The 24424-nt window shown below is 59.4% G+C and carries 26 protein-coding genes; 15 read left to right on the plus strand and 11 right to left on the minus strand.

The annotated features are described in order from the left end of the window. Window positions 1-40 precede the first annotated feature (40 nt). The 4 genes from ACURWW_RS15135 (at window position 41) to ACURWW_RS15150 (ending at window position 4496) form a co-directional block, all read left to right on the plus strand. On the plus strand, window positions 41-907 hold the full coding sequence (locus ACURWW_RS15135) for a TolB family protein (RefSeq protein ID WP_445617673.1): 867 nt from the start codon (window positions 41-43) through the stop codon (window positions 905-907). A 314-nt stretch (window positions 908-1221) separates the two neighbouring features. Then, window positions 1222-1779, plus strand: coding sequence for a dihydrofolate reductase family protein (locus tag ACURWW_RS15140; protein ID WP_445617674.1), 558 nt, complete (start codon window positions 1222-1224; stop codon window positions 1777-1779). Between the two features lie 204 nt (window positions 1780-1983). Then, entirely contained in the window at window positions 1984-3777 is a 1794-nt protein-coding gene (locus tag ACURWW_RS15145) for a choice-of-anchor Q domain-containing protein (RefSeq protein ID WP_445617675.1), read from the plus strand. 146 nt (window positions 3778-3923) lie between these two features. Beyond that, a complete protein-coding gene (locus tag ACURWW_RS15150; protein WP_445617729.1) occupies window positions 3924-4496 on the plus strand; it encodes a DUF421 domain-containing protein in 573 nt (190 codons plus the stop codon). 92 nt (window positions 4497-4588) lie between these two features. Here ACURWW_RS15150 and ACURWW_RS15155 read toward each other — a convergent pair whose 3' ends face one another. Next, window positions 4589-5221: a peroxiredoxin gene (locus tag ACURWW_RS15155; protein WP_445617676.1), complete on the minus strand. Its 633-nt coding sequence runs from the start codon at window positions 5219-5221 to the stop codon at window positions 4589-4591. A 305-nt stretch (window positions 5222-5526) separates the two neighbouring features. On the opposite strand from ACURWW_RS15155, the gene ACURWW_RS15160 reads away from it, so the two are divergent. From ACURWW_RS15160 to ACURWW_RS15205, 10 genes are all read left to right on the plus strand, one after another. Further along, complete coding sequence (locus ACURWW_RS15160; protein ID WP_445617677.1) at window positions 5527-5934, plus strand: GFA family protein; 408 nt, start codon at window positions 5527-5529, stop codon at window positions 5932-5934. A gap of 127 nt (window positions 5935-6061) precedes the next feature. Next, window positions 6062-7111, plus strand: coding sequence for an FUSC family protein (locus tag ACURWW_RS15165; RefSeq protein WP_445617678.1), 1050 nt, complete (start codon window positions 6062-6064; stop codon window positions 7109-7111). A 36-nt stretch (window positions 7112-7147) separates the two neighbouring features. After that, on the plus strand, window positions 7148-7696 hold the full coding sequence (locus ACURWW_RS15170; RefSeq protein WP_445617679.1) for a cysteine hydrolase family protein: 549 nt from the start codon (window positions 7148-7150) through the stop codon (window positions 7694-7696). A 17-nt stretch (window positions 7697-7713) separates the two neighbouring features. Beyond that, on the plus strand, window positions 7714-8394 hold the full coding sequence (locus tag ACURWW_RS15175) for an FMN-binding negative transcriptional regulator (protein ID WP_445617680.1): 681 nt from the start codon (window positions 7714-7716) through the stop codon (window positions 8392-8394). After that, the gene (locus tag ACURWW_RS15180) at window positions 8394-8981 is read left to right on the plus strand and encodes a transglutaminase-like domain-containing protein (protein WP_445617730.1); all 588 of its coding nucleotides are present in this window, start codon (window positions 8394-8396) and stop codon (window positions 8979-8981) included. The genes ACURWW_RS15175 and ACURWW_RS15180 overlap by 1 nt, the downstream gene beginning before the upstream one ends. Beyond that, window positions 8978-9499, plus strand: coding sequence for a hypothetical protein (locus ACURWW_RS15185; protein WP_445617681.1), 522 nt, complete (start codon window positions 8978-8980; stop codon window positions 9497-9499). The genes ACURWW_RS15180 and ACURWW_RS15185 overlap by 4 nt, the downstream gene beginning before the upstream one ends. Before the next feature lie 108 nt (window positions 9500-9607). Beyond that, window positions 9608-10930 (plus strand): alpha/beta hydrolase family protein, encoded by a 1323-nt coding sequence (locus ACURWW_RS15190; protein ID WP_445617682.1) that lies wholly within the window; start codon window positions 9608-9610, stop codon window positions 10928-10930. Window positions 10931-10935: 5 nt separating this feature from the next. Further along, on the plus strand, window positions 10936-11856 hold the full coding sequence (locus ACURWW_RS15195) for a DUF1853 family protein (protein WP_445617683.1): 921 nt from the start codon (window positions 10936-10938) through the stop codon (window positions 11854-11856). Between the two features lie 317 nt (window positions 11857-12173). Beyond that, window positions 12174-12551 (plus strand): hypothetical protein, encoded by a 378-nt coding sequence (locus ACURWW_RS15200; protein WP_445617684.1) that lies wholly within the window; start codon window positions 12174-12176, stop codon window positions 12549-12551. A gap of 143 nt (window positions 12552-12694) precedes the next feature. Then, a complete protein-coding gene (locus tag ACURWW_RS15205; RefSeq protein ID WP_445617685.1) occupies window positions 12695-13615 on the plus strand; it encodes a L,D-transpeptidase family protein in 921 nt (306 codons plus the stop codon). A 17-nt stretch (window positions 13616-13632) separates the two neighbouring features. On the opposite strand, the gene ACURWW_RS15210 is transcribed toward ACURWW_RS15205, so the two are convergent. Next, window positions 13633-13908, minus strand: coding sequence for an alanine-zipper protein (locus tag ACURWW_RS15210; protein WP_445617686.1), 276 nt, complete (start codon window positions 13906-13908; stop codon window positions 13633-13635). A 174-nt stretch (window positions 13909-14082) separates the two neighbouring features. Beyond that, the gene (locus ACURWW_RS15215; protein WP_445617687.1) at window positions 14083-14985 is read right to left on the minus strand and encodes an EamA family transporter; all 903 of its coding nucleotides are present in this window, start codon (window positions 14983-14985) and stop codon (window positions 14083-14085) included. A 131-nt stretch (window positions 14986-15116) separates the two neighbouring features. Between ACURWW_RS15215 and ACURWW_RS15220 the strand changes: the two genes are divergently transcribed. Next, complete coding sequence (locus ACURWW_RS15220) at window positions 15117-15359, plus strand: hypothetical protein (protein ID WP_445617688.1); 243 nt, start codon at window positions 15117-15119, stop codon at window positions 15357-15359. Window positions 15360-15393: 34 nt separating this feature from the next. On the opposite strand, the gene ACURWW_RS15225 is transcribed toward ACURWW_RS15220, so the two are convergent. From ACURWW_RS15225 to ACURWW_RS15260, 8 genes are all read right to left on the minus strand, one after another. Further along, complete coding sequence (locus ACURWW_RS15225) at window positions 15394-16614, minus strand: cytochrome P450 (protein ID WP_445617731.1); 1221 nt, start codon at window positions 16612-16614, stop codon at window positions 15394-15396. Between the two features lie 86 nt (window positions 16615-16700). Further along, a complete protein-coding gene (locus ACURWW_RS15230) occupies window positions 16701-17027 on the minus strand; it encodes a 2Fe-2S iron-sulfur cluster-binding protein (RefSeq protein WP_445617689.1) in 327 nt (108 codons plus the stop codon). A gap of 241 nt (window positions 17028-17268) precedes the next feature. Beyond that, entirely contained in the window at window positions 17269-20850 is a 3582-nt protein-coding gene (locus tag ACURWW_RS15235) for a PKD domain-containing protein (protein ID WP_445617690.1), read from the minus strand. Window positions 20851-21176: 326 nt separating this feature from the next. Further along, window positions 21177-22148, minus strand: a complete 972-nt coding sequence (locus tag ACURWW_RS15240) for an AgmX/PglI C-terminal domain-containing protein (RefSeq protein WP_445617691.1) — start codon at window positions 22146-22148, stop codon at window positions 21177-21179. Window positions 22149-22150: 2 nt separating this feature from the next. Next, window positions 22151-22702: an ExbD/TolR family protein gene (locus ACURWW_RS15245; RefSeq protein ID WP_445617692.1), complete on the minus strand. Its 552-nt coding sequence runs from the start codon at window positions 22700-22702 to the stop codon at window positions 22151-22153. A gap of 7 nt (window positions 22703-22709) precedes the next feature. Further along, a complete protein-coding gene (locus ACURWW_RS15250) occupies window positions 22710-23210 on the minus strand; it encodes an ExbD/TolR family protein (RefSeq protein WP_445617693.1) in 501 nt (166 codons plus the stop codon). 27 nt (window positions 23211-23237) lie between these two features. Beyond that, entirely contained in the window at window positions 23238-23966 is a 729-nt protein-coding gene (locus tag ACURWW_RS15255; protein WP_445617694.1) for a MotA/TolQ/ExbB proton channel family protein, read from the minus strand. Between the two features lie 109 nt (window positions 23967-24075). Continuing rightward, complete coding sequence (locus ACURWW_RS15260) at window positions 24076-24420, minus strand: hypothetical protein (protein WP_445617695.1); 345 nt, start codon at window positions 24418-24420, stop codon at window positions 24076-24078. Between the last annotated feature and the right edge of the window lie 4 nt (window positions 24421-24424).

Here is a 24424-nt window from a genome sequence, read left to right on the forward strand (position 1 = left end):
TCAGTATCACCAACCCGTAATCATTCACAGGAGTCGAGAGATGCATAAACCATTGTTTCTATTGCTATACCTCGGACTCTGGGTCGGCACAGCTCAAGCTGATGAGATGCTGGGCCCCGGCGTCATTTCCACACCCGGCTGGGAATCCCACCCGGCCTTCGGCCCTGATGGCCAGCTCCTGTTTGTGAAGAGCAACTCGAATTTCGGCGATTGGAAAATCCTCGAAGCCCAACGCACCGCCGGCGGCTGGTCGGCCCCAATGATGGCGGACTTCTCCGGGGAATACCTCGACGCGGACCCATTCTTCTCTGCTGACGGGCAGACTCTGTATTTCATTTCCGATCGGCCGTCTCCGGGCAAGAGTGGCAATGATCGCGATATCTGGAAAATCGATCGTACCGCCGAAGGGTGGGGAAGGCCTGTTCGCCTGCCGGAACCGATCAACTCGCCTGGTCAGGAATGGTTTCCCCGTCAAACCGCCGAGGGACTACTATACTTCGGCTCGGACCGGAGCGGCGGTCTGGGAGGTAACGACATCTACATCGCCCGCTCCACAAATGATGGGGGCTACGTGGTGGAAAACCTCGGCGCCCCGGTCAACACCGACGGAAATGAATTCGAGTTCGAACCCGCCCCGAACGGGCAGTACGGCATCCTCATGCGCGACTGCGATCAGGGTTGTGATGGCGGCGACCTTTATGTGACTCATCGCCGCAACGAAGGCTGGACCGAGCCTCGCAATCTCGGTGCCCGCATCAATTCGCAGAATCTTGAAGTCGGTCCAACATTCAGCCGTGACGGCGAGACGTTCTACTGGTCCAGTGCGCGGGACATGAACCGCCAGGGCGACATATTTATCCTGCCAGCCACCGAGTTGTTCGCGTCTGACGGGAACCCCGATAACTGAACGAGCCAAGGTAGCTTCAGTCGCCAAACTTCGAGCTTCGTCTACCCGGGTTATCGAGCTCGGCCAACTGACTGGCCGCGTGGTGTTCCGTCGTACAATCAAGGAGACCGGATGACTATCGACCCATTCAGCGATGCAAAAATCGTCGAATCCTGGAGTTTCCTTGGAGAAGTCGCTGGCGGATAACCGGGATAGAGATATCGAGGCCCGCCATTGGTAGAAACAAAGCGGTCAGACAAATTGTGGTCTTCCTTTGTCGAAAATCGGGGTTGTGGGTCGACCAGGCGCTACAGACCACAACCTTGGGGAATACTATGAGAAGGCTCATCGCTTTTGAATTCATCTCGCTCGACGGTTTCATGGCAGGCCCGCCTGGTCAGGAGATGGACTTCGTTGTGTCAGGCTTCAACCAAGAGATGGAGCAGGACCTCGCCGATCAATACCAGGAGCTTGACGCTTTTGTGATGGGGAGAACCACGTTCCAGAGCCTCGCGGGCTACTGGCCCACGCCTGCGGCGGATGCTGAGCTTCTGCAGGAGGTTATGAACTCGATGGAGAAACTGGTGTGCTCCACGACCATGACCGACGCCCACTGGAACAACTCGCGGATTTTGAACCCTGACGCAGCCTCCCAGATCCGAAAACTCAAACAGACGCCCGGCAAGGACATGATGATTATCGGTAGTGCCAGCGTTGTCCAGGCCTTTACCCGGCAGCACCTCGTAGACGAATTCAGATTCTTCCTTTTTCCCACAGTCGTGGGGGCTGGCAAGCCGCTGTTCGACGGCGACCTTGATCCGGTGCGCCTGAGATTGCTGCAATCAAAGCAATTCAGCACGGGGGTGGTGCGGCTTGACTATGGTCCTGCCTGATGGCTCAAGACAAACATTGAGGCTCGTACCTCCTGGCCATCATAGAGAGAACTTCCGCCAAAGCAGGCGCCTGGCGTGTTCCAGAGTTCCTGTCACGGCAGAAGCAGAGTAGCATCGACCAAATCTATCACCACGCAAACAGGGAGGTTCGACATGTCGCGTTCGATTGGGTTGATGCATTTCTTATTGAGGGGGCATCCATCAATGAAGTCCGGCCTTCGCAATATTTTGCTGGCCGCGCTGTTATCGTCAGCCGCGCACACGGGGCTGGCGGCAACCATCACTGTTGATGATCCGGAACCGGACGCGGTCGCCAACGGACTCTGCTCGCTCATCGAGGCCATCGACAACGCCAACGGGGACGCGCAAGTCCATCCAGACTGCGAAGGCGGCAGCGGTACGGACACCATCGTGTTAGCCGTTTCCACTGTTTATACCCTGACCACGGCTAATAACAGCACCTTTGACCCCACGGGTTTGCCAGTCGTTACCAGTGTCATCGTCCTGGAAGGTAATAACTCGACTGTGCAAAGGAGCTACGCTGATTCGACGCCCGACTTCCGCCTGCTGGTGGTTGGGGAGTCGGGGAACCTGACCATTAACAGCCTGAGCCTCATGAACGGCAGAACCCGCCATCCGCCAGGATTCAACGAGTTCATTATGGGCAGCGGCCTGTTGAATTTTGGTGTCCTGACGCTCAATGACAGTACGGTCAGCGATAATTGGGGCGAGACTTTTAATGGTGGCGCCATTGGCAGTACCGGGGAGCTTGTTCTGAATAACACAACCGTCTCGTTCAACAGCGCAGGCGACGACGGCGGGGGCATTGCGGCCAGCGGCAGCATGACAATCAACTCCAGCCTGATCACCAACAATGATGCCACTGGGGAACTGTCCGGAGGCATTTACTGGATGGGCGGTGACGGTGCGGCAATCGTGCGCGATTCGACCATTCGACTCAATTCTGCGGCGATAGCCGGCGGTATCGCAAATGAAGGGACCATGCGGCTGCTGAACACCACCGTGACCGGCAATACGGCCACGATCATCACCGATTACCCGGTAGGTGGCGGGGGAATATACAACGCCGGAACCATCGAGATCTTCAATTCCACAATCAGTGGCAATATGGCGGCGGACAGTAGTGGTGGCGGTCTGTTGAACGCGTCCGATGCCGGACGGGCGGTGCTGGTGAACAGCACCATCGCCAACAACAACGCCCTGTACGGTGGCAATGTGATGAACGCCGCGGACCTTGAGATGGAGTTGGAGAACATGTTGATCGCCGGTGCGGTCAATGGCGGTGACTGCCTGAACCAGGGGGTTATCACCAGCAACATCGCGACTCTGGTCCAGGACGGGAGCTGCGATCCGGCCTTCAGCGGCGATCCGCTGTTGGGGCCATTGACCGACAACGGCGGCCCGACCCTCACGCACGCCTTGATGCCCGCCAGTATCGCCATTGATCGTGGCAGCAACGATGTTTGTGCCTCGATGCCCATTAACAATCTGGATCAACGGACGGAGCCCCGCCCGGTGGACGGTGATGGGGACGGTTTCGCTCAATGTGATATCGGTGCCTACGAGGAACAGGTGACCACCCCAAGTTGCGACGGAGAACTGGCGACAATCTTTGTGAATGCCACCGGCATCATTCATGGCGGACCCAAGCACGGCCAGGTTTATCGGGGCGTACTGGTGGGAACCCCTGACGATGATGTGATGCTGGGTACTGCAGGGGACGACCGAATGATCGGCGGGCGGGGCAACGATCGTATCTGTGGCGGTGCGCTCGGCAACGACAAACTTCTCGGCGGTCACGGAGACGACGTTCTGATCGGCGGAGCCGGCGACGACGTTCTGATGGGCGGGTCGGGCGCGGATACACTGACCGGTGGTTTGGGCGGAGACTTTTTCCAGGGAGGCGGTGGCTCCGATTCCGCAACAGACTTCAACGCTGGCGAGGGCGATACCGCTGTGGGTCTGGAGGGACTCTAGCAGGCTGTTGAAAAGTATTTTTTGCCGTCTGCCAGGCCGAACAGGGATGTTCGGCTCGCGAAGCGAGCACGTAAGTGCTCGATTGGTCGCAGAGAGTTTGCGGTCGTGCCGAAAATTCGTGTGCGAAGGGGGTGCTCGTGGAAGGGATGTTTTTTGGTGGGTGGTCGAGCCTCGCCCGCACTTTGATTGTGGGTGTGCTGGCTTACGCAGTGCTGGTTTTGTTCCTGCGCATCTCAGGCAACCGGACGCTCTCCAAGCTGAACGCATTCGATTTCGTTGTAACCGTAGCCCTGGGCTCCACCCTGGCGACAGTACTGCTGACCAAGAGCATTGCCCTCGCCGACGGCGCCATGGCCTTTGCGGTGCTGATCGGCCTCCAGCTCGCGGTCACCTGGTCGAGCGTTCGGGTTCGATGGTTACGGCAGGTTCTGACCGGGGAGCCGCTTCTGTTGCTGTACCGGGGCAGGTTGGTGCCGGCATCCCTGCGCCAGGCCCGTGTCACCGAAGACGAGGTGCGCTCCGCGGTGCGTTCATCGGGCATCTTGTCCATGGACGATGTAGAAGCCGTCGTCATGGAGACGGACGGTTCACTCAGTGTTGTCCGCCGCGCGTCCGCTGCCGGTCCATTGAGTCTCGAGGGCGTGCGACAGTTCGACCGCAGCAAGCATGGCGATGAAGGAGTGGAAGGGACTCTACAGCGGAGCCAGCCGGAAGCGTAGAATTGGCTTTAAGAGATGACGTCTAATGCTTGTGCGCCGGGTGAAAAGATTAGCCTCCGCTGCGCAAGGCAGCAGAGGCATTTCCGCTGGTATCACGACGGCAAGTCGGTCATCCGCAAATAGGGCCGCTTCTCATCCCAGCCCTGGGGAAACATTTTTGTCGCCTCCTCATTACTGATGCTCGGCGGGATGATGACTTTCTCCCCTTTGGTCCAGTCGGCGGGGGTGGCAATGCGATGCTTGTCACCAATCTGAAGCGCGTCGATGACCCGCAGGATCTCGTCGAAGTTTCGTCCCACGGCCATGGGGTAGGTCATCATGAGGCGGATTTTCTTCTTCGGGTCGATGATGTACACCGAGCGGACGGCCGAGGTGTCGCTCTCGCCGGGATGGATCATCTCGTAGAGCTGGGAGATCTCCTTGTTCGGGTCGGCGACGATGGGGAAATCCAACTGGGTGTTCTGGGTGTCGTTCACGTCAAGAATCCATTTATTGTGTTCCTCGACCGTGTCGGTAGAGAGCCCCAGCGGCTTTACGTTGCGGGCCTCGAAGTCTTTCGCAAGCTGCGCTGTTCGCCCCATTTCCGTTGTGCAGACCGGTGTAAAATCCGCCGGGTGGCTGAAGAAAAAACACCAGGAGTCGCCTATCCAGTCGTGAAAGCGAATCTTCCCTTTCGTAGTTTCAACTTCGAAATCAGGCGCAGTGTCGCCCAGGTGCAATGTCATATCGCTCTCCTTGTGCTTAGATGTTGCGGGTGAAGGGTGTTCAGGCTTTCGTCCAGGCTGATCGACGCCAGCCGCCGTATCAAGGCCCTGGAGCAAGCATGGTGCCACTCGTGCCTGGGTCCCGGATTCCAGGCCCTCAGCTCCTGACGAGCATCGTGCTCTTTCTCCGCAGCCTTGCCCTGACCTGCATCAATATTAGAGCTCCAACCGAACGGGGCACCGGTCGATTGCCAGGCCTGCGTCAGTGAAGTAGAGTTTGAAGCTCATCCGTGTTGGCGGATCTTTTTGGTTGCAGGAACAGGAGTATGTCGTTGAATATCAGGGAAGTTGACGGGATCAAGATCCAACCAAAGCACAAGGCAAGCTGTCACTGCGGGGCGGTGAGAATGGAGGTGGACTTGCCCGATGGGTTGATCGATGTGCGCCGCTGCGACTGCTCCATGTGTCGCCGTAGGGGAGCCATAGCAGCATCCGTACCCCTGTCCGGGATAACATTGCTGAAGGGCGCGGAAGCGTTGAACCTTTATCAATTCAATACCAGAACAGCGAAGCACTACTTCTGCCGTCATTGCGGCATCTATACCCACCACCAGCGTCGGTCAAATCCTGACCAGTACGGGTTCAATGTGGCGTGCCTGGAGGATGTAAACCCTCTGAAGATTGAAGGCATCCCCACCTGCGACGGCGTCAATCATCCCGCTGATCGCGAGTGAAGCATTCCACGGTCTCCCGGTGCCGGGCGGCCACCAGGAGGTATCAACAGGTAGTCGATGATCGCTGACCGGATCGGTACAATTGGCGGCGTCCTCTCTTTTCCAGAATTTCCTCCCGGAGTCGCTCTTGCCGGATATCAGTCTATGGCAGAACCTCAGGCCGCTTTTTGCCCTCAGTGACAACAAACGCCCGCTGGCGTTTCTTATCATGGCCGCGCTGGCCGTGGGCATGCCGGTCCTGCTCGGCGCGCTGCTCGGGCATTATTCCATCGCAATCCTCGCCGCCATGGGGGGACTCAGCATCCTGTACATGCCCCAGACGGCCGTCCCGCATCGCCTGATTACCATGGCCGTGGTGTCATTCGGCTTTTCCGCCAGCTTCACGCTGGGGGCCCTGACCAGTTACAACCCGGCCCTGTCGGCAAGCACTCTCGGACTCACCGCCATTCTCGCCACCACTATTTGCCGCTATTTCAAGGTTCCGCCGCCCGGGAGCTTCTTCTTTATCCTTGTGGCCTGTATGGCACGGACTCTCCCGTTTGACCTCGCGCTTGTGGCGGAGCGTTCCGGCCTGGTGCTGTTTGGTACCATGGGCGCCTGTCTCCTCGCCCTGGTGTACGGCGCCGGCCAGACCCTGCTCAAGGATAAAGCCCCACGGCACAGGCCACCCGCGACACCCGACCAGAACATTCTGGGCATCGTGCTGGAGGCAAGCACCATCGGCCTGTTCATCGGTGGGGGTTATTTCCTGGCACTGACATTGGGATTGGATAACCCGTACTGGGTGCCGGTGTCCTGCGCCGCAGTCATGCAAGGTGCAACCTTCCGGGCGATCTGGCACCGTAACATTCACCGCATTGTGGGCACGCTCCCCGGCATGGGTATGGCCTGGCTCATCCTGGCCCTGGACCTTGCGCCCTGGCAACTGGCCCTGGTCATTACGGGCCTGAGCTTCGTCATTGAAACACTGGTTACCCGCAACTATGGCTTGGCGGTTATCTTCATCACGCCGCTGACCGTGTTGTTTGCGGACGCCAACTCGACGCTTGAACCGGAACACCTGGTGACCGCCCGACTGGCCGATATTGTCCTTGGCTCGATGCTCGGGTATCTCGGTGGCTGGGTGATTCACCACCGGCAGCTTTTTCAGGCGCTGGAGAACCGCATCCGGCGCTGAGGTCCACCCGCGATGATCGCGCTGAGAACAACGAATATGAATAAATCCGTACTGATTCTGATTGATATGCAAAAGTCCATGGCCGAGCCTTTGGCGGGCGCCAGAAACAACCCTGATGCGGAGCGGCAGATCGGGCGGCTCCTCGCAGCGTGGCGTAAGCTCGAAGCCCCCGTTGTGCATGTGCGGCATATGTCCCGGAGCGAGAGTTCACCGTTCTGGCCGGGCCGTTCGGGCGTGGAGTTCCAGGAAGCATTTTTCCCTGAGGCGGGGGAACAGGTATTCGAGAAGAATGTGCCGGACGCATTCGCTCATTCAGGGCTGGAACGCTGGCTTCGCCTGCGTGAGCTGGTGGATCTGGTGATTGTTGGTGTGAGCACAAATAACTCCGTGGAGTCCACGGTGCGAACCGCCGGCAACCTGGGGTTCCGGGTGCGGGTGCCCTGCGATGCAACATTCACCTTCGATAAGACCGACTACAACGGCATTCTTCGCAGCGCGGAGGAGGTCCACGCAATGTCGCTGGCGAACCTGCAGGGCGAGTATGCCGAAATCGTAACAACCGAATCCCTGCTCGCTGAGCATTGACGCAACTGACAATCCCATTGCACGAGGAGTTACGCCAAGTGTACGTCCCTGATCATTTCCGCGAAGACGATACGCAGAAGCTGCAGCAATATATTCGTCAGTACGGATTTGGCCTGCTGATTGCCGCTGACCAGGAGGGCATTGAGGCAAACCACCTTCCTTTCCTTCTTGCGGGTGACGAGCCCGGGTCACTTGGCATGCTGCAGTGCCATCTGGCCCGCAACAACCCTGCGTGGCAGCGGCTTGGAGACGGCGACGAGGTTCTCGTCGTGTTCCAGGGGCCGAATGCCTACATTTCGCCGTCCTGGTATCCCTCCAAAGCCGAAACAGGTCGCGTCGTACCCACCTGGAACTATCTCGCGGTACATGCCAGGGGTCGGACGCGCGTCATCGAGGATGCTGCCTGGCTCAATGAACACCTTCGTCAGCTGACCCACCAGCATGAATCGGAGCGGGCTGAACCGTGGACGCTGGATGACGCGCCCAGGGATTTCATTGATCGACTGACCCGGGGAATTGTTGGGATAGAGATCAGATTAGATACCCTGACCGGAAAACTCAAAGCCAGTCAGAATCAGCCTGAGCAGAACAGAAAAGGTGTCAGGGCCGGTCTTCAGGGGCAGGGCGGCCCGGAAGGGAGCGCGATGGCGGATTTCATCAGCTCAATGGAATCGAATCAAAAGGGAAATGGAAGTTGATGGACACCTACCTGGAAGCAAGCACCTATATCGACTGGGATGCGCCCCCGGTACTGGCAAAATCGAAGGAGCTGGCGGAAGGCGCTGGGAGCGTTCACGAAATCGTGGATCGCTGCTTTCGCTTCGTGCGGGACGAAATCAAACACAGCTGGGACTACCAGCTGAACCCGGTCACCTGTAAAGCCTCGGACGTGCTGGAACATGCAACAGGCTACTGCTATGCCAAAAGCCACCTGCTGGCTGCGCTCCTGCGAGCCAATCGGGTTCCAGCGGGGCTGTGTTACCAGAGATTGACCATCGACATGGATGGGCCGCCCTATTGCCTCCATGGACTGAACGCGGTTTATCTTGATGACCATGGCTGGTACCGACTGGATGCCCGGGGCAACAAGGATGAAGTGGATGCCCAATTTTCTCCGCCGATTGAAACGCTGGCGTTTCCTGTGGCCAGCGCGGGGGAAGCCGATTTACCGGAAGTCTGGGCCGAGCCGTTGCCGCTGGTTATACGGGTTCTCGAGAGCGCCCAAACCTATCAAGAGGTCGCCCGGAATCTGCCGGATATTGAGATCGTTAGGGGGCTGCAATGAAACACATCATGGTGCCAGCCGTACTGCTCCTGCTTGCGGCCTGCGCCGGAGAGCATCCCGGGGTCGGGAGCGTGGAAACCGCTTCTGGTGAGCCACTGCCAGTTTGCAAGCGACGCTCCGCTTCTTCTCCCGGCAGGTTGAATGTCGATGCGTCCGCTCTTCGCCACGGCGTGGCCCCGCCCTGCGAGGTGGTTGTCGAGTTTTATATTGCACGCAATACTCCGCTTCGGGCGCTTGCGGGCAATGTCCAGTATCGGGATCCGGATGGCGGGACGATTTTGGATTTTCCGTTCCGGGCCAATCTCGAGTACGGGGGAAATGGCATGTTGCAGCAACGGGTCGCCGGCCGACCGGGACAGGGGCTGGCGTGTGGTGAACTTGATTTGGGCATAGAGCTTTCGGGCTGCTTCGACGAAAGGGGTGACGAGGTCCAGTGTCCCCCGGTCAGGATCAAGAAAAACGTCGTATTCCAGCGCATTCTCGTGGCCGCAGACGGAGTTGATGTATGCGCGGATTAGTTGGAGATCGGTGACAAGCCGGGACTGAAATTTACAAATACTGACTATCCCTGCTTACGGTGAACGGCCCCATAATGACAGCGATGACCGAGCAGAGGGGGGATCACCATGCGCAAGGTTCTGCACTTCGTTACCGGAGCTGTTGTTTTCGGGTGTCTCATTCCTGCATTTGCCGACGACGATGGGCGTGACGCACCTTTTTGTCATCGGGGGGCGTACCGGCTTTCCAACGGGACGGAGCTGGTTGTCCAGCCCAGCGACGGCGACAACCTTCGTTATCGTTTTCTGGATGGCCGTTCCGGAAAATTGTATTTCATCGGGGATGGCCGGTATGAATCCGGTCCGGGCTGGAGTGGACGCGAGCCGGTCCGGTTGCGCGCGGAGTTTGGTGAGTGCGATCAGGGTCGCATAGCATTCGAGATGAATGGGAAGTCGCGTATAGGCGGAACTCGAGTATCGCTGCCGGTGATACCCATTCAGTTCGCCAGCGGCGATCTTCAGCTCTACGGCGAACTGGTCATGCCGGATGAAGAGCGCCCCAAGGCTGTGGTTGTGCTTCAATATGGTGGCGGCCGCGAGTCCGCTGTATTGCACAATTACGTACAGTACCTGCTGCCGTTGCGGGGAATTGCCGTTCTCGTTTTCGACAAGCGCGGCACCGGTCACTCCGAGGGTGAGTTCGTCATCGACATTCCCATGTTGGCCGAGGACATGGTGGCCGCGACCCGGGTGCTGAAGAGCCGACCCGAGTTACAAGGGCTTCCCCTCGGCTTGATGGGCGAAAGTCAGGGCGGATGGGTCGCACCGCTGGCGGCCACCAGGATCCCGGTAGATTTTGTGGTCGCCAGTTACGGTCTGGCCATCAGCATGATCGAGGAAGACCGGGCGGAGGTGGAGCAGTCGCTGCTAATGAACGGCTTCGAGTCGGAGGAACTGGCCAAAGGAGAAGCTTTGCACGAGGCCGCTCTGCGGGTAGTCCGGTCGCGGTTTGCGGAGGGCCTGGAAGAGCTGGAGGAGCTCAAGAGCAGGTTTCGAGGGGAGCCCTGGTTCCCGGTCATCGAAGGGGATTTTACCCGCCTCATGACCCAGACGCCGCGCGAGGAGTTGGATTCGATCCGCGAGCTTCTGAGTTTTCACTACGATCTGAGTTATGAACCGTACCCGGTGCTGGAATCCCTGAAAGTGCCGCAGCTCTGGATTCTCGCGGCAGAGGATACGGAGGCGCCTCACGAAAAATCTCTGGCGATATTGAGCGCCTTGCAACGCAAGGGCGTGCCGATTACCGTCGAGGTCTTCCCTGACGCCGACCACGGCATGATTGTGGTGGAGGAGGGGCCCGAGGGGCGCCAACTCGCCGGCCGGACGGCACCGGGTTATTTTGAGCTCCTTTTCAACTGGATTGGCGAACAGGCCGGACGGACGAACCATTAGATGACATGCCCATTGCACCCTTTGACCTTCTTCAGTTTCGTACCCCCGCGATCCGGCATCTGGCCTGGATTTGTCACGCGCCACAGCTTCTGACAGCGCCCGGGCAATTCACACCGGCGGAGTTCCTGCCCGAAGATGCGGAGGATCGCCTGAAGAACTGGGATCGTCAGCCCTCCACCGCCCCCGCACTGTTGGGCGCGGATCCGCCCAGGCGCCTCGGGCTGTACTTCGAAATTCTTTACCGGTGTCTGCTGGAGGATCTGCTGGGTTGGCCGGTGATCGCACACAATGTTCCCGTCCGGGATGCCGGCAGAACCCTGGGCGAACTGGACTTCATTGTACGCAATCCCCACACCGGCTTGACGGAGCATCACGAGATCGCGGTGAAGTTCTATCTGGGCTATGGCAGCGACCCGTCTTACTGGTATGGACCGAATGCAAAGGATCGCCTGGACATCAAGTCGCAACGGCTGCTGGACCACCAGAGCCGGTTGTGTGAGCGCGAGGAAACACGACAGGTGCTGACGTCACTGGGAATCGATCAGGCTCCCGCTGCGCGAATTTTCATGCCGGGCTATCTTTTCTATCCGATCACGACGCGAACAGGAGGGCGCTTGAGTTCTCCGGAAAGTGTTCCAGAGAACCATGCCCGGGGCTGGTGGCTGTATGAGAAGGCCGCACGACAACTTGAACACGGACATTGGCGGCGCCTGGGTAAACCCCACTGGCTCGGACCCTGGGCTCAGCGGGACGAACCCGATTCCGCAGCGGCCGATGCGGAGTTGGAGCGCGTCGGGAATACGGGAATACCCGCGCTGTTTGCCAGGTTGACCTTCGATTCCAGCCGGCAACTCTGGGTGGAAGCAGAGCGCCTGTTCGTTGTTCCTGCTGATTGGCCCAAGGCCACTCGATCGAATCTCTCATGACCCGGCACGACTGACGCCGCTATTCGTGGTATCGGGCGCAGCGTGCCGGATTTGTTCCGAATACCCGCTAAAAATTGTCACACTGCTCGTTAAGCTCACTGGTCTTCGCGTTGGGCATGGGCGAGAATACCGCTTGCTCTTCACAAGCACCTCACCAAGCAGTTCACACACGGTTTACATGGAACGGTTACCTCTCAAGGAAGAACCTTCTGAAAACCGCCGATGCACGTCGCGCTTCCCGGGTTGCACACAACCGATCGGGAACCGGTCAGCGTTATTCAGGGGTCCTTGATTAACAATCGAAAAGGAGTATTCCCATGCGCCTTGCTCGATCTGTTTTTCTGTCGGTAGTGTTGCTGATATTGCTTTCGCCCCTTTCCTTTCTTGCGCGGTCCGAGGATCCGGACTTCAAAGGTCGCTGGGATGGAAACCTGATGCTGGGTGATGTAAACCTTCATCTGATATTTCGCTTTTCGATGGATGATGGCCAATTGGTAGCCCGGCTCGACAGCCCCGACCAACGGGCCTATGGCTTTTTCGCGGATGCCATCGAATGGGAGGGCGCGAACCTGCGACTGGTTTTTCAGGCCCTGGACAGTGAGTTCGTCGGGATGCTGGACGAAGGCGGAGAGGCGATCAGCGGAACGTGGAGGCAGGCCGGTCAGCAATTGCCGCTTGTACTCCATCAGGATTAGCAGACTGTCAGGGAACCATTCACAGGCTGATGGAGTCCGCGCTTGTGTTCACCCCAGGACCCTGAGGCTCGATGTTCCGGATCAGCAACACCCCAATATTGTCGTTCGTTCAATATTTCCCATCCGCCCTCCGGCTTCTCCCGGTGATTGCGCTCTGGCTGTGGTTGCCCGGCTGCGCGGCGGCGGCCAGTTATCCGCTGGGGAACCCGTTGGTGGGGCAGGCCTCCATCGCGGTCGTGGGCGCCGATGACACACTGATGGATATCGCACGCCTTTACGGGGTTGGTCACCACGCCATTCGCCGCGCCAACCCGGACCTGGACCCGTGGTTGCCGGGTGAGGGGAGTGAGGTGGTGATTCCGTCTCTCCATTTGCTTCCGGACGCACCCCGCGAGGGGCTGGTGCTCAATCGCAGTGAGATGCGCCTTTACTACTTCCACCGGGATGGGGCAAGCGATGCCGCCATGGTGACCACCTTCCCGGTGGGTATCGGCCGCACGGACCGGCAAACCCCGCTCGGCCGCGGCAAGGTGACCATGAAGCTGCATCAACCCGCCTGGTACCCAACGGCCAACGTGCGCGCGGATTACGCAGCTCGCGGGAAGTCCCTTGCCCCCATGATTCCACCCGGCCCCGATAACCCGTTGGGGGAGTGGGCGATGGTGCTCGACATTCCAGGCTTTCTGATCCACGGCACCAACCGGCCCGATGGTGTGGGCATGCTGGTGAGCCAGGGCTGCGTGCGGCTCTATCCGGAAAACATCGAAGAGCTGGTGCAGGCGGTTCCCGTGGGGACGCCGGTCACCGTAGTGGACCAGGCCGTGAAAGTAGCGTTGGTGGAAGGGGAGTTGATGGTTGAAGTCCACCCCCGGGTGTATCCGGATGACGGCCCCCCTCAGCCCGGCCGGGAGCAGCGGTTGCTGCACCGCATCATGACCTTGCTGGAACGACGGGGGAATGAACTGAAGGGCGAGGTGGACTGGGAAGCGGTCTCGCAGGTGGCCAGGCGGGCCGATGGCATTCCGACCGTGGTCAGCAGCCCGCTGGTGGCGTCCCGGCCCTGATCTGCTCTACAGAATACCTACTTCTCCTGCATTCGCTCCAGGGCGCGGTCCAGGCGTTGTTCCTGTTCGCGGCAGCACTGCTCGGAGGAATCGGCCGTCTCCTGTGCGCGACGCGCGGCCTCCATTGCCTGCTCCGCGGTACGCTGAGCTTCTTCAGCCATCTGCATGGCGCGGTCCACATCGCTGCGCATGGCCTGCTCGGCTTCGGAGTTGGTGGTGGCGCAACCGGTGGTCAGAATGGCCGTTGCGAAAAGGGCGGCGCCCAGGGCGCGTGGAAGTTGATTGGTTCTCATGCGGTGACTCCCTGTAGTGAGATCGACAGAAGCAGACGCCGGCCCTCGATGGGGCGGGCGTTCCAAATACGGCGGACGTGCTGAGACCAGTGGCCCCACGTTCGTCAACTTCAGTTCGACAGGTCCCAATTGGCTGAGTTCGCCGATTTTGCAGACACTGAGAACTTGTCCGCGCTAACCAGGCTCGACGGTGGGTGCTGCCTGTTTCGGTGGACGGCAGATCCACACGGACAGGCCAATGATCGCGCCCCCCGCGAGCAGCCTGAGCCACTCGACATCCTCGTTCCAGAACAAGAAGTTCACCAGAATCCCAGCGGGAATCAGCATATTGTTCATGGTGGCCAGTTGCCCCGTGTTCACGTGCTTGGCGGCCAGATTCCAGCACAGATAGCCGATTCCTGAAGCACCCAGCCCCAGCCAGATCAGCACACCCCATTGCAGGCCACCGAAGGGGATCTGGCCCCAGTCTGTAAACAGCACCACGCCCAGGCCCGATACCAGGGTCGCGCCCAGAAAGAAGAACGCGAAGACCCGGGACTGCTGCCGGAGATCTCCCAGGGGCAAGCGCTTGTAACCCACCTGCCCGGCGGCGAAGCACAGGTTGGCGGCCTGAATCAGGAAAAACCCCGTTAACGCATCCTGGCTGACGTGGTCGTAACGAATGACCGCCGCCCCGGCCACAGCAACCGCGGAGGCCGTCCACCAACGCAGCGGCAGGTGTTTGCGGCCCAGAATCAGTTCATCGATAAAGGTGACGTAAAGGGGCGTGAAAATCGTGAACAGCAGCACTTCGGGCACGGTCAGGTAGGCGAAGGCATGATAGAGGAACAGATAAGTGGCGCCGATCTGCAGCCCTCCAATGGCTGTCAGTGCCGCCAGCTTCCAGAAGGGCAGGCCCCCTGGTCGAAGCAGGGGCAGGAACAGGAGGAGGGCGAGGGCGACGCGGATGAATACGGCCAGATAACTGTCTACCTGCCCGCTGAGATACACTCCGATCAGGGAAAAGCTGAAGGCCCAACCCGCCGTTACCAGCCAGAGGACCCCCATGGGGGATAACCGTACGCTGCCAGTTTTCATGTGGATTCCGGAAAAAGCGCGGATTCTAACATCGGTCGCCGAAGCGCGTGGCTCCTTCACTGCAATCAGGGACGAACCCGGAGGCCGGGGTCGGGTCTGAACACTGCGATTGTGTGGGAACGGACAACCAAATGGATTATCTGGACTGGGTGCAGTGGCCGGCTATGGCAGTGACGATTCTGGCCGCGTGGATGGTGGGCTCGCAGAGGAAGTACCGGCGCGAAGCGGGCTTTTGGCTGTTTCTTTTGAGCAATGTGCTGTGGATCGTGTGGGGCGCCTACGACCGAGCCTATGCCCTGATCATTCTGCAGGTGGGGCTGGCCGTCATGAACATCCGCGGCACCGTCAAGAACCGGTCGGCCAACCCTCAGTGAGGGCGGAACCCGAGGTCTGTCCGAGAGTCGCCTGTCAGAGCGCGTGCAGACGCACGGGCAGTTGGACGTAGCCTTTGACGAAGCTCGAATAGGTTCGCTCCGGCTCGCCGGTCACTTCCACCGTACGGAAACGCTTGAGAATTTCTTCCCAGAGAACGCGCAATTGCATTTCCGCCAGGCGGTTGCCCATGCAGCGATGAATGCCGAACCCGAAGGACAGGTGCTGGCGCGCGTTGGGCCGGTCGATCCAGAAGCGATCGGGCTGCTCGATGACCTCATCGTCCCGGTTCCCGGAGGCGTACCACATCACCACCTTGTCGCCCGCCTTGATCTGCTTGCCACGCAGTTCCGTGTCCTGCCGGCAGGTGCGGCGCATGTAGGCCAGAGGGGTTTGCCAGCGAATAATCTCCGAGACCATGTTGGGAATCAGGCCCGGGTTGCCCCGCAACTTCTGGTATTCCTCCGGGTTCTCGTTCAAGGCCAGTACGCCCCCGGAAATGGAATTGCGGGTGGTGTCATTGCCGCCAACGATGAGCAGGATGATGTTGCCGAGAAATTCCTGCGGTGACATGTTGCGGGTGGATTCCCCGTGGGCCAGCATCGACACCAGATCACTGCGAGGCTCGGCATTTACCCGCTCGTTCCACAAGCGAGTGAAATATTCCAGGCATTCCTGCAAAGGCTCGATCCGGTCTTCGTAGGAATTGATGACACCGCCGCCGGGAATGGCCGTGGCCACATCCGACCAGTAGGTGAGTTTGCGGCGATCATCGAAGGGGAAATCAAAGAGAGTGGCAAGCATCTGGGTGGTCAACTCAATGCTCACGTGCTGCACCCAGTCGAAGTCCTCGCCCACAGGCAGATTGTCGAGGATATTGCACACTCGCTGACGAATGACGGGCTCGAGGTTGCGCAGGTTTGCGGGCGCCACCACCCCCTGCACCGTTCGTCGCTGCACGTCGTGCTTGGGCGGATCCATGGCGATGAACATGGGGAGGTTGTTCTCCTCATCGATGTCCACGATGCCGATGGTGGGTTCCGAGGAGAAAATCTGCGGTGAGGTATCCACCTGCACAATATCCTTGTACTTGGTGATTGACCAGTAGGGCCCCACGGCCGATTCGGCGCAATAATGGACGGGATCGTCCCGGCGCAGCCGGGCCAGGAAGGGCAGGTGCTCATTGGCCTTCCAGATGCCCGGGTGGGAAAGATCGATTTCCTCCAGCGGCATGGTTTCGACATCGCGGCCGACCATGCTCCAGGTTTTTTTCGTGGGCTTCGCAGATTCGTTCACGGGCGGCTCCCCTTGTATGGCTTCACGCTCGGCAGGCGCAGGTGATGTCAGAACTGAAATTCGGGGGTTCGGACAACAAGTCCGTCCAGCTCTTCGCTGAGCTTGATCTGGCAGGACAGCCGCGAATTTTCCTGACGATCATTGCTCACGCTGAGCATGGCGTCTTCCATATCTTCCATGGGTTGGAGCTTGTCAGTCCAGGCTTCGTCCACAAAAACGTGGCACGTTGCGCATGCGCAGGAACCGCCGCAATCCGCATCGATACCCGCAACGCCGTTCTGCACGGCTGCTTCCATTACGGAAAGACCGGGCTCTGCCTCAACTTCGTGTTCGGTGCCGTTGTGCTCGATAAAACGTATTCGTACCAATGTCATATGCTCTTGTTTCGTCCGGGGGCGCAACAATAGCAAGCACAATGGACAAGAAAAAGAACTCTGTCTGACCCCGGGGTTCCGTCCGGTGGTTCACGGAGTCGTCAATGGCTGGCCTGACGGTTGAGGCCGAGCGATGCCAGGGAAAGGTAAAGGGGGGAGGGAAAGGAGCTTACAAAAAAGGCCCCGGAAACGAGGAGGTCAGTTCGTTCCCGGAGCCTGTCGGAAGGGCTGGTGTCTGCAATCAGCGGATGCAGACTTGCCCGTTCATGGAATCATCGCCAATGACGATCATCACGTTGTCGAAATCCTGGTCCTGCCCGTCATTTGCCTGCACCCGCAGAACGTAGCTGCCGTAGCGGTCGGGCAGGAAGGAGGCACTGCTGCTGGTGCGGTCGGAAATCGACCCGGCGTTCAGCGCGCTGCCAGGTGGCAGGGAGACGAAGTTCCAGGAGTAGCTTAGCGGCTCCGGCGCTGCGTCCGGGTCAAAACTGGCTTCGGCATTCAGCTGAACCGGCGCGCAGTCATCGAGGAACTGATTGACCGCTGCGCTCGCGTTTGGAGCAATATCCAGCGCAGAAACCTGGATGCGAACCTGGTCCGTGTCCGTAAAGTCTTCGGTACCGTCGGAGACTTCCAGTTCCAGGACGTACTCGCCCTCCACATCCGGTGAGAAAGAGGCGAGGGGGCTGGTCGCATTGCTCAAATCCGCGTCACTGCGCCCGCTGCCACTCGGGATTTCCGCAAAGCGCCAGCGATAGCTCAGAGCGAGCGGCCCGTTGTCCACATCAAAGCTGCCGCTGCCGTCCAGTTCCACGGTGCCGTACAGCTCCGCGCTCTGGTCCGCTCCCGCCCGGGCATTGGGCGGCGCGTTGTTGCGGAAGGCCCTGATGGAGACGCGGTCTGCCAGGCTATCCAGTTGGCCATCATTCACCGTCAGCTCGAGGGTGTAGGTACCCATCAGGGGATTCTCGATGGTGTCCCAGACCTTGGAGGTAAAGAAGCTGTTCACGAAGACCGGATCATTGGCCTCCGTGACTTCATAGGACCGCGCGATAAGCCCGGCGCGCAGCACCTGGGCCTGGAGGCTCTCCGGATAACCTGTGTCCGGGTCGTCCAGTGCCGCGAGGGTTGCGTCCGCATCAAAGCGGTCGCTGCCCGAGATGAGGCGGTCGGCCGCTGGATCCCCGTACTGGCTGCGGCTGGCACCATCCGAAGGTTCGATCAGCAGGTCCAGGAAGGCATCATTTTCAATAATCAGGGCAGCGGTGGCATTGATCTCCTGCTGCCAGATGCTGTCCGGATCGAAGCTGCTGGGCGGCTCGAAATCCCTATCGTTGTACTCACCGTCGGAATCCTCGTCCGTGACCAGAATCAGGTTTTTACGGGCCGTGCTGCGGAACTCCAGGCCATCCAGCGGGGCTCCGGCCAGGTTCGGGTCTCCCAGCACGTAGCGGATGGCCTCCAGGCCAGCTTCCCGCTGCTCCCCCCAGTAGGGTCGACCGGTGTCGATCGCATCGAAAGCGGCAATCACCTCATCCACCACATCGGCTTCCACACTGCTTTGGGTGAACGTAAGGTTGACCCGCGGCACGGTTTCGCCCCTCGGGCGTTCCTCATAAGTCACCACGGCGAAACGTGCGTCCACCTTGCTGTCGGAGGCGCTGACCGTCTCCACGAAAGTGCGCAGGCCGTTGCGGACCTCGTCAATCTCCTCGACCATGGAGAAGCTGCCGTCAATGATGAACACGAAGTCCGCTTTGATGGGGATCTCGACGGCTTCATCCGGGGTAAAGCTCGGGTTCGGGGTGAAGCGGCCCACGATGTCGTCATCACTCAGTTCACTGGACGGCGAGATGTTCGCAAAAGACCAGCGGTAGGTCAGTAGGTCGCCGTCAGGGTCGAATGACTCGCTCCCATCAAGAGACACGACCTGCCCGGCGGGGACATTCTGGCCCGGTCCGGCCATCGCCACGGGCTTGTTGTTTTCGCCGGGATCAGTGGGGTCGGTCGGATCAGTTGGATCTGTTGGGTCCGTCGGATCGGTCGGATCAGTTGGATCTGTTGGGTCCGTCGGATCGGTCGGGTCAGTTGGATCTGTTGGGTCCGTCGGATCAGTCGGATCAGTCGGATCGGTCGGGTCCGTCGGGTCCGTCGGATCAGTCGGATCAGTCGGGTCCGTCGGATCGGTCGGATCAGTCGGGTCCGTCGGATCAGTCGGGTCCGTCGGATCAGTCGGATCAGTCGGGTCCGTCGGATCAGTCGGATCAGTCGGATCAGTCGGATCAGTTGGATCGGTCGGCGGAATCGGCGTCGGGTCGTTACAGATCAGACGCGAATCGTCCAGATTGTCCTCGAATTCCGGGTTGACCGGCGCGAAGGGCAAGCCCTGGCCGCGCTGGTTCTGGGCCAACGCCAGTTCGGTGAAGACCCGGTCGCGGCTGGATTGAAGCACGGGCAGGCGGCTGTCGTCTTTCGGGTCGTATACCCAGATGCCGTATTCGCTCGTTACTTCTCCGTCCTTGCCTTCGGTGCAGAACGCGTTGACGCCGCCGCTGACAGTGGAGCACTGGGACCAGCCCACCAGCATACGGGAGGTCCCGTCGCGGTAAGGCGCAACTGCGCTGTACCAGCCGTTTGGAGAGGCCTGGTTGGGATACATGTTCACGTTATCGGAGATCAGCGAGCGCGGTGCGATGCTGCCGAAAACCGTCTCGTCGCTCGCGCTGGCGGGGTCCTGCATCAGCACCACGTTACCGCCAAGGTGCTGATTGTAAAAGTGTTTCATGAGGCCGATCAGGTAACCGTCCTGGCCCTGTACCAGCTCGTCGATGTAAACGAATTCTTCATCGGAGCCGAAGATGGTCACGGTCTCGTAAAGCTGCTCCAGCGCCTCGGTGTCCGGGTCGATGGCCAGCAGAGTATAGTGGTTGCTGGGCAGGGCGTGGCCGAGAGGGGTTTCGATGGCAAAGCTGCAAAGCCGCTGTTCGTCCCAGGCGGCGGGGGACGCCAGACCATTGGGATAGCTGTTCGGGAACAGGCTCTCGTGGCTCAGGCTGCCGAACGCGGGGTCGCTGCTCGTACAATTGGGGAGCAGATCATAGCTGCGGGACCATCGTACAAAGGCGACCTTGCCGTCCGCGAGGGTGCTGGTTTCCGTGTCGTGGTTATTGCCGAAGGTGAGCTGCACAATGTCCTCACCTTCCGAGCTCATGATATGCAGGAGGGAGGGGCTTTCCGCCGGGCCGATCTTGTAGCAATCTTCGTCAATGTCGCCGGGCTCGGAGTCGTCCACGTGGTCGGGATTGCCGGCGGCACGGTCCGATGAGAAAACGATGCGGCCGTCCAAAGCGTAAGTGGGGTTGGTGTCTTCGCCCTCATTGGCGAGCTCGTCGTCCTCCATTACCCGCCGGACGCGCCGTGCCTCAAAGTCGTATTCGTAGATGTTCCAGGTGTAATCGCTGGGGTGGTCATCCGGCCCGCGTGCCGCAAACAGCATTCGCGTGCCATCCCGTGACACGCTCAGATCCTTCACGTCGTATTCGCTGGTGCCTAGAAACTGTGCAAGCACCTCCCATTGCTGGGCTTCCGTATCCAGGCTTGATCGGTGGTAAAGGCGGGCTCCCAGCTCGTAAGCGTAGGGAGAGTTAAGGTCCTGGGGTGCGGCCTCCCGATTTTGAAGCGCTTTCTCGAAAACCCCCAGCCCGCTGGCAGCGCCCTCGGCAATGCTGCGTTCCACGAACGCGAAGGACGTATCCTTGCTGATGGCCTCGGCTTCGGTTGAATCGTCACCACCACCGCCGCAGGCGCTCAGAACCAGGGACACCGAAGCTGCCAGGGCGAATTTATGAAATCGAAAAGTGTACGCGCACATAGTCCACCACCGAATCGGCATGAAGAAAGTTCCGCCCATAGTGGCACCACTGTTGAGCTTGAGTAGGGAACCGTATCGCAAATTTCCACCCACTTTCTTCCGAGCTTGAAATTTTGTGAATACTTCGGTGGGTCGGTCATACCCACTCAATTACGAATCGCTATAACGACCTAGGCGGGCGCAGGGAGGACGAGGCTGCGGTTTGCCGAGGCGGCCGCGGGAATTGTGCTATCCCGCGACCGCTCCCGCTTTTTGATGCCAGCCAGGGCCGATGGCGCTTAACTTGGCAGGAAGGAGAAGGCGTATTCCACTGCCGTGGGAGAGACTTCCTTTTCTCCAAAGTTAATGCGCTTGATGCGCTCCAGGATGGTGTTCTCCAGACTGCGCTGACCGAGTTCGCTACTGACCAACTCCAGTTCGGAAATACTGCCATCCGGTTCGATCACCAGGCGAAAGATGAACTTTCCCGCAAGGTCCGGGTTGTCATTCAATGCCTGCAAATAAAGGGAGTAAACGCTGCTTTTGGCGGCCTCGAAAGTGCGACGAATATTTTCCATATCCCGTCGTCCGGCCTGCCCGGAGAGAAAGCTCAACTGGCTGCCTCCCGGCTGATCGGAATAGGCGGTCGCCTCAACTGCGACACCGCTGTAGGCGGCCAGGGTAACGTTCTCCTGCTGGATAACATCATCCACCTGGATACCATCGCTGCGCTTGGCGGCGATGTCTTCGCCGAAGCGGTCCCGTGCTGTGTATTCCTTCTGACCCAGGTCGCTTTTGCTCACGTTCTTGCGCTGAAGCTTGGCCACGCTGACCGTACCGCGCAGAGCGCTCAGCTGATTACTCAGATCTGAAAGGCCCTGCTCCTTCATTACCGATTCCTTGTCCTTAGGTTTCGGGGTCGGGGGCGGCGGGGCAGGGGGGCTCTCCGCAACGGTTCGCGTTTCAGGCTGGGGCTCGGGCTCGGGCTCCGGTTTTGGAGCGGGGGGCGGTGGCGTTTCCTCCACCACCGGCTCGGGTTCCGGCTCGGGCTGCACAATGGGTTCGAGCATCACTTTGGTCTTGGCGATGCTGTCTTCCGGAGTCTCATATTCCTTCTCGAACACCGGAAGCCACGGAATAATGACCGCCAGCACCGCGATCGCGATCAGAATGCGCTTGAGCAGCTTCCTGAAGCGTTGCTCCTGCTCTTCGTTGCTCTGCCAGGGCAGAGCAAGGTCGAGGGCTTGGGGTTCCAGATTGGCAAACTGCATACTTACCGTTCTCCCTGCAGGTCAGGGATGCTTCGATCGGCCAGAGACGGTGGGGTGTCATCAGCCGCGGGAGCGGGCCCGGCCACCTGATTGACGGCCAGTGCGATGTCCCGGAAGTTCTCCAGGCGGGCGGTGGACATGACGGTCTTGAGCAAACCATAGGGCACCGCGTGGTCCCCCATAATGGTGAGCGAAAGACCGTTCTCCTCCTCGTAGCTGTTCAACTCGCCCTTGCGCTCGCGGAAATCCGCCAGCGCTTCGGAGAGTGCCGCGATGGAGGATTCCCCGCTGTCCGCCACATCCTCGATGCTGGCTATCATCTGCTCGCCAAGCCAGATGGCGTCGCTGCCGATCATTACCACCAGGTCGTCGTGGGGCGGAGTGCCCGCATGGGAGTCGGGCAGTTTCACAAACTCCGCGTTTTCCAGTTTTTCAGCCTCCCCGGAGTTGAGGAGGAGGAAGAAGACCAGGATGGTGAAGATATCCATCAGCGCCACCAGGTTTAGCTTGGTGGTATAAGAGGGCTTCTTCTGCTTAAAGGCCGATTGAAACATAAAGCGTTTAACTCGCGTCCCCTAGTGAAATTTCCGGAAACAGCTCCACTTCCACCACGCTGGCAGCCAGCACGGTACGGTAGGATTTCACTGCATCCATCGTGGATACGAGGCTCTGATAATCCAGGGCCTGATTCGCCAGCAACACGATATCGCGGCGATCCGAGAGTTGGGATTTGACCTCCTGCATAACCTCGGACAGGGCGGTGAAGTCGTAGGTCATACCGGTTTCGGTCTCGACCAGCGGCAGCTCCTTGATCAGGCTCTTGCGGTTCGGGTAGAAGACCTGGAAGCCATCTTCCTTTACGACTACCTCCAACTGCGCCTGGGATTCATCGCTCGCAAAACTTCCGCCGGTCAGGTCGGGAAGTTTGATTTCATGCACCGTAATCTGAGTAAAGGTAATACTCAGAAGGAGGACCGGCACCAGAACGATCATCAGGTTCATGAAGCTGGTGATATCCAGGTCCGCCTCATCGGCCGGTTTGTGTTTGTAACGAAAAGCCATGTAAACCTCGTCGCTGGAGTCGGAGTGTTAACCGGCCGCAGGCGCAGGCGCGGCATCTCCCGGTGCGGTCATTTCCGGCGCGGCCGCCGAGGGCTGCGGGCGCGGGTTGTTGGCTTCGATGAATCGGTGCAGGGTCATGATGTTCAGAAATTTCACAGCAGCCATCTCGATGCTGTTGACGATGGCGGCGGTCTTGTTCTGGATGACCGCGTGGAGGATCAGCAGAGGTATCGCGGCGATCAGACCAAACGCCGTGGTGTTCATGGCCACGGAGATGGACTGGGAGAGCAGGGTGGATTTCTCCGCCGGGTCAGCAAGGGCCACTGCGGTAAATGCGCTGATCAGACCGATGATGGTGCCGAGCAGGCCTAGCAGGGTGGCCACGTTGGCGAGCACGGACAGATAGCCGGTGCGCTGCTCCAGGCGCGGCATGGTTTCCAGCATCCCCTCACTCATGGAGTTTTCCACATCGCCGCGCTGGCGGCTCACCTTCATCATGTCCAGGCCACAGGCAATGATGCGGGTGACCGGTGTCTGCACTTCCCGGGTGTAGAGCTGCATCTTATCGATGTCCGTGGTGCGCAGCAGAGGGAGGAAGTCCTCAAACGCCTTGGCGTTGCGGGCCTTCTCCCTGCCCAGAAAAATCCAGCGCTCGATTGCGATGGCGACACCCACCGCCAGCACCAGGGCGATCGGGTAGATGAAAAGACCGCCGTCCTGAAAGAACTTGGTAATGGTACTGTAGAAATCAAGCATATTAACCTCCTGGGAAACCGGTCTCCCGACCGGGTAATTCTGGTGCCCCGCGCCAGCGCGAAGCGAATGTTATAGAGAAACGTTCAAGCCCGTCGTAACGGGCCACAGGCTATTGGGGCGGAGCTTCCAGTTGCATCTGATCGTACAACTCAATTGAGCGAAGCATGATCTCCCGGTCGACGGTGCCCAGGGCCTTGTCATGCCGCTCTTCCACATTCCAGTGCAGCTTGTCGGGCGTACCGATTCCCTGCCACGGAATGAAATAACTGATGGCCGGTTGTTCCTTGTCGCCGACGAAAACAGACTCCAGCCTGATAGGGCCCTCATCCGCTTTTTGCTTCGCCTGTTTCTCGGCCTGCCCTTTTTGGGCACTTTCAGCCTCTTTTTTGCCGTCTTCATCGGCCGCCAACGCGCTCGCGCTGAGGGCGGCGAAAAGCAGGGCTGTTAAAGTCATTCGT

The organism is Gilvimarinus sp. F26214L, from assembly GCF_054401055.1.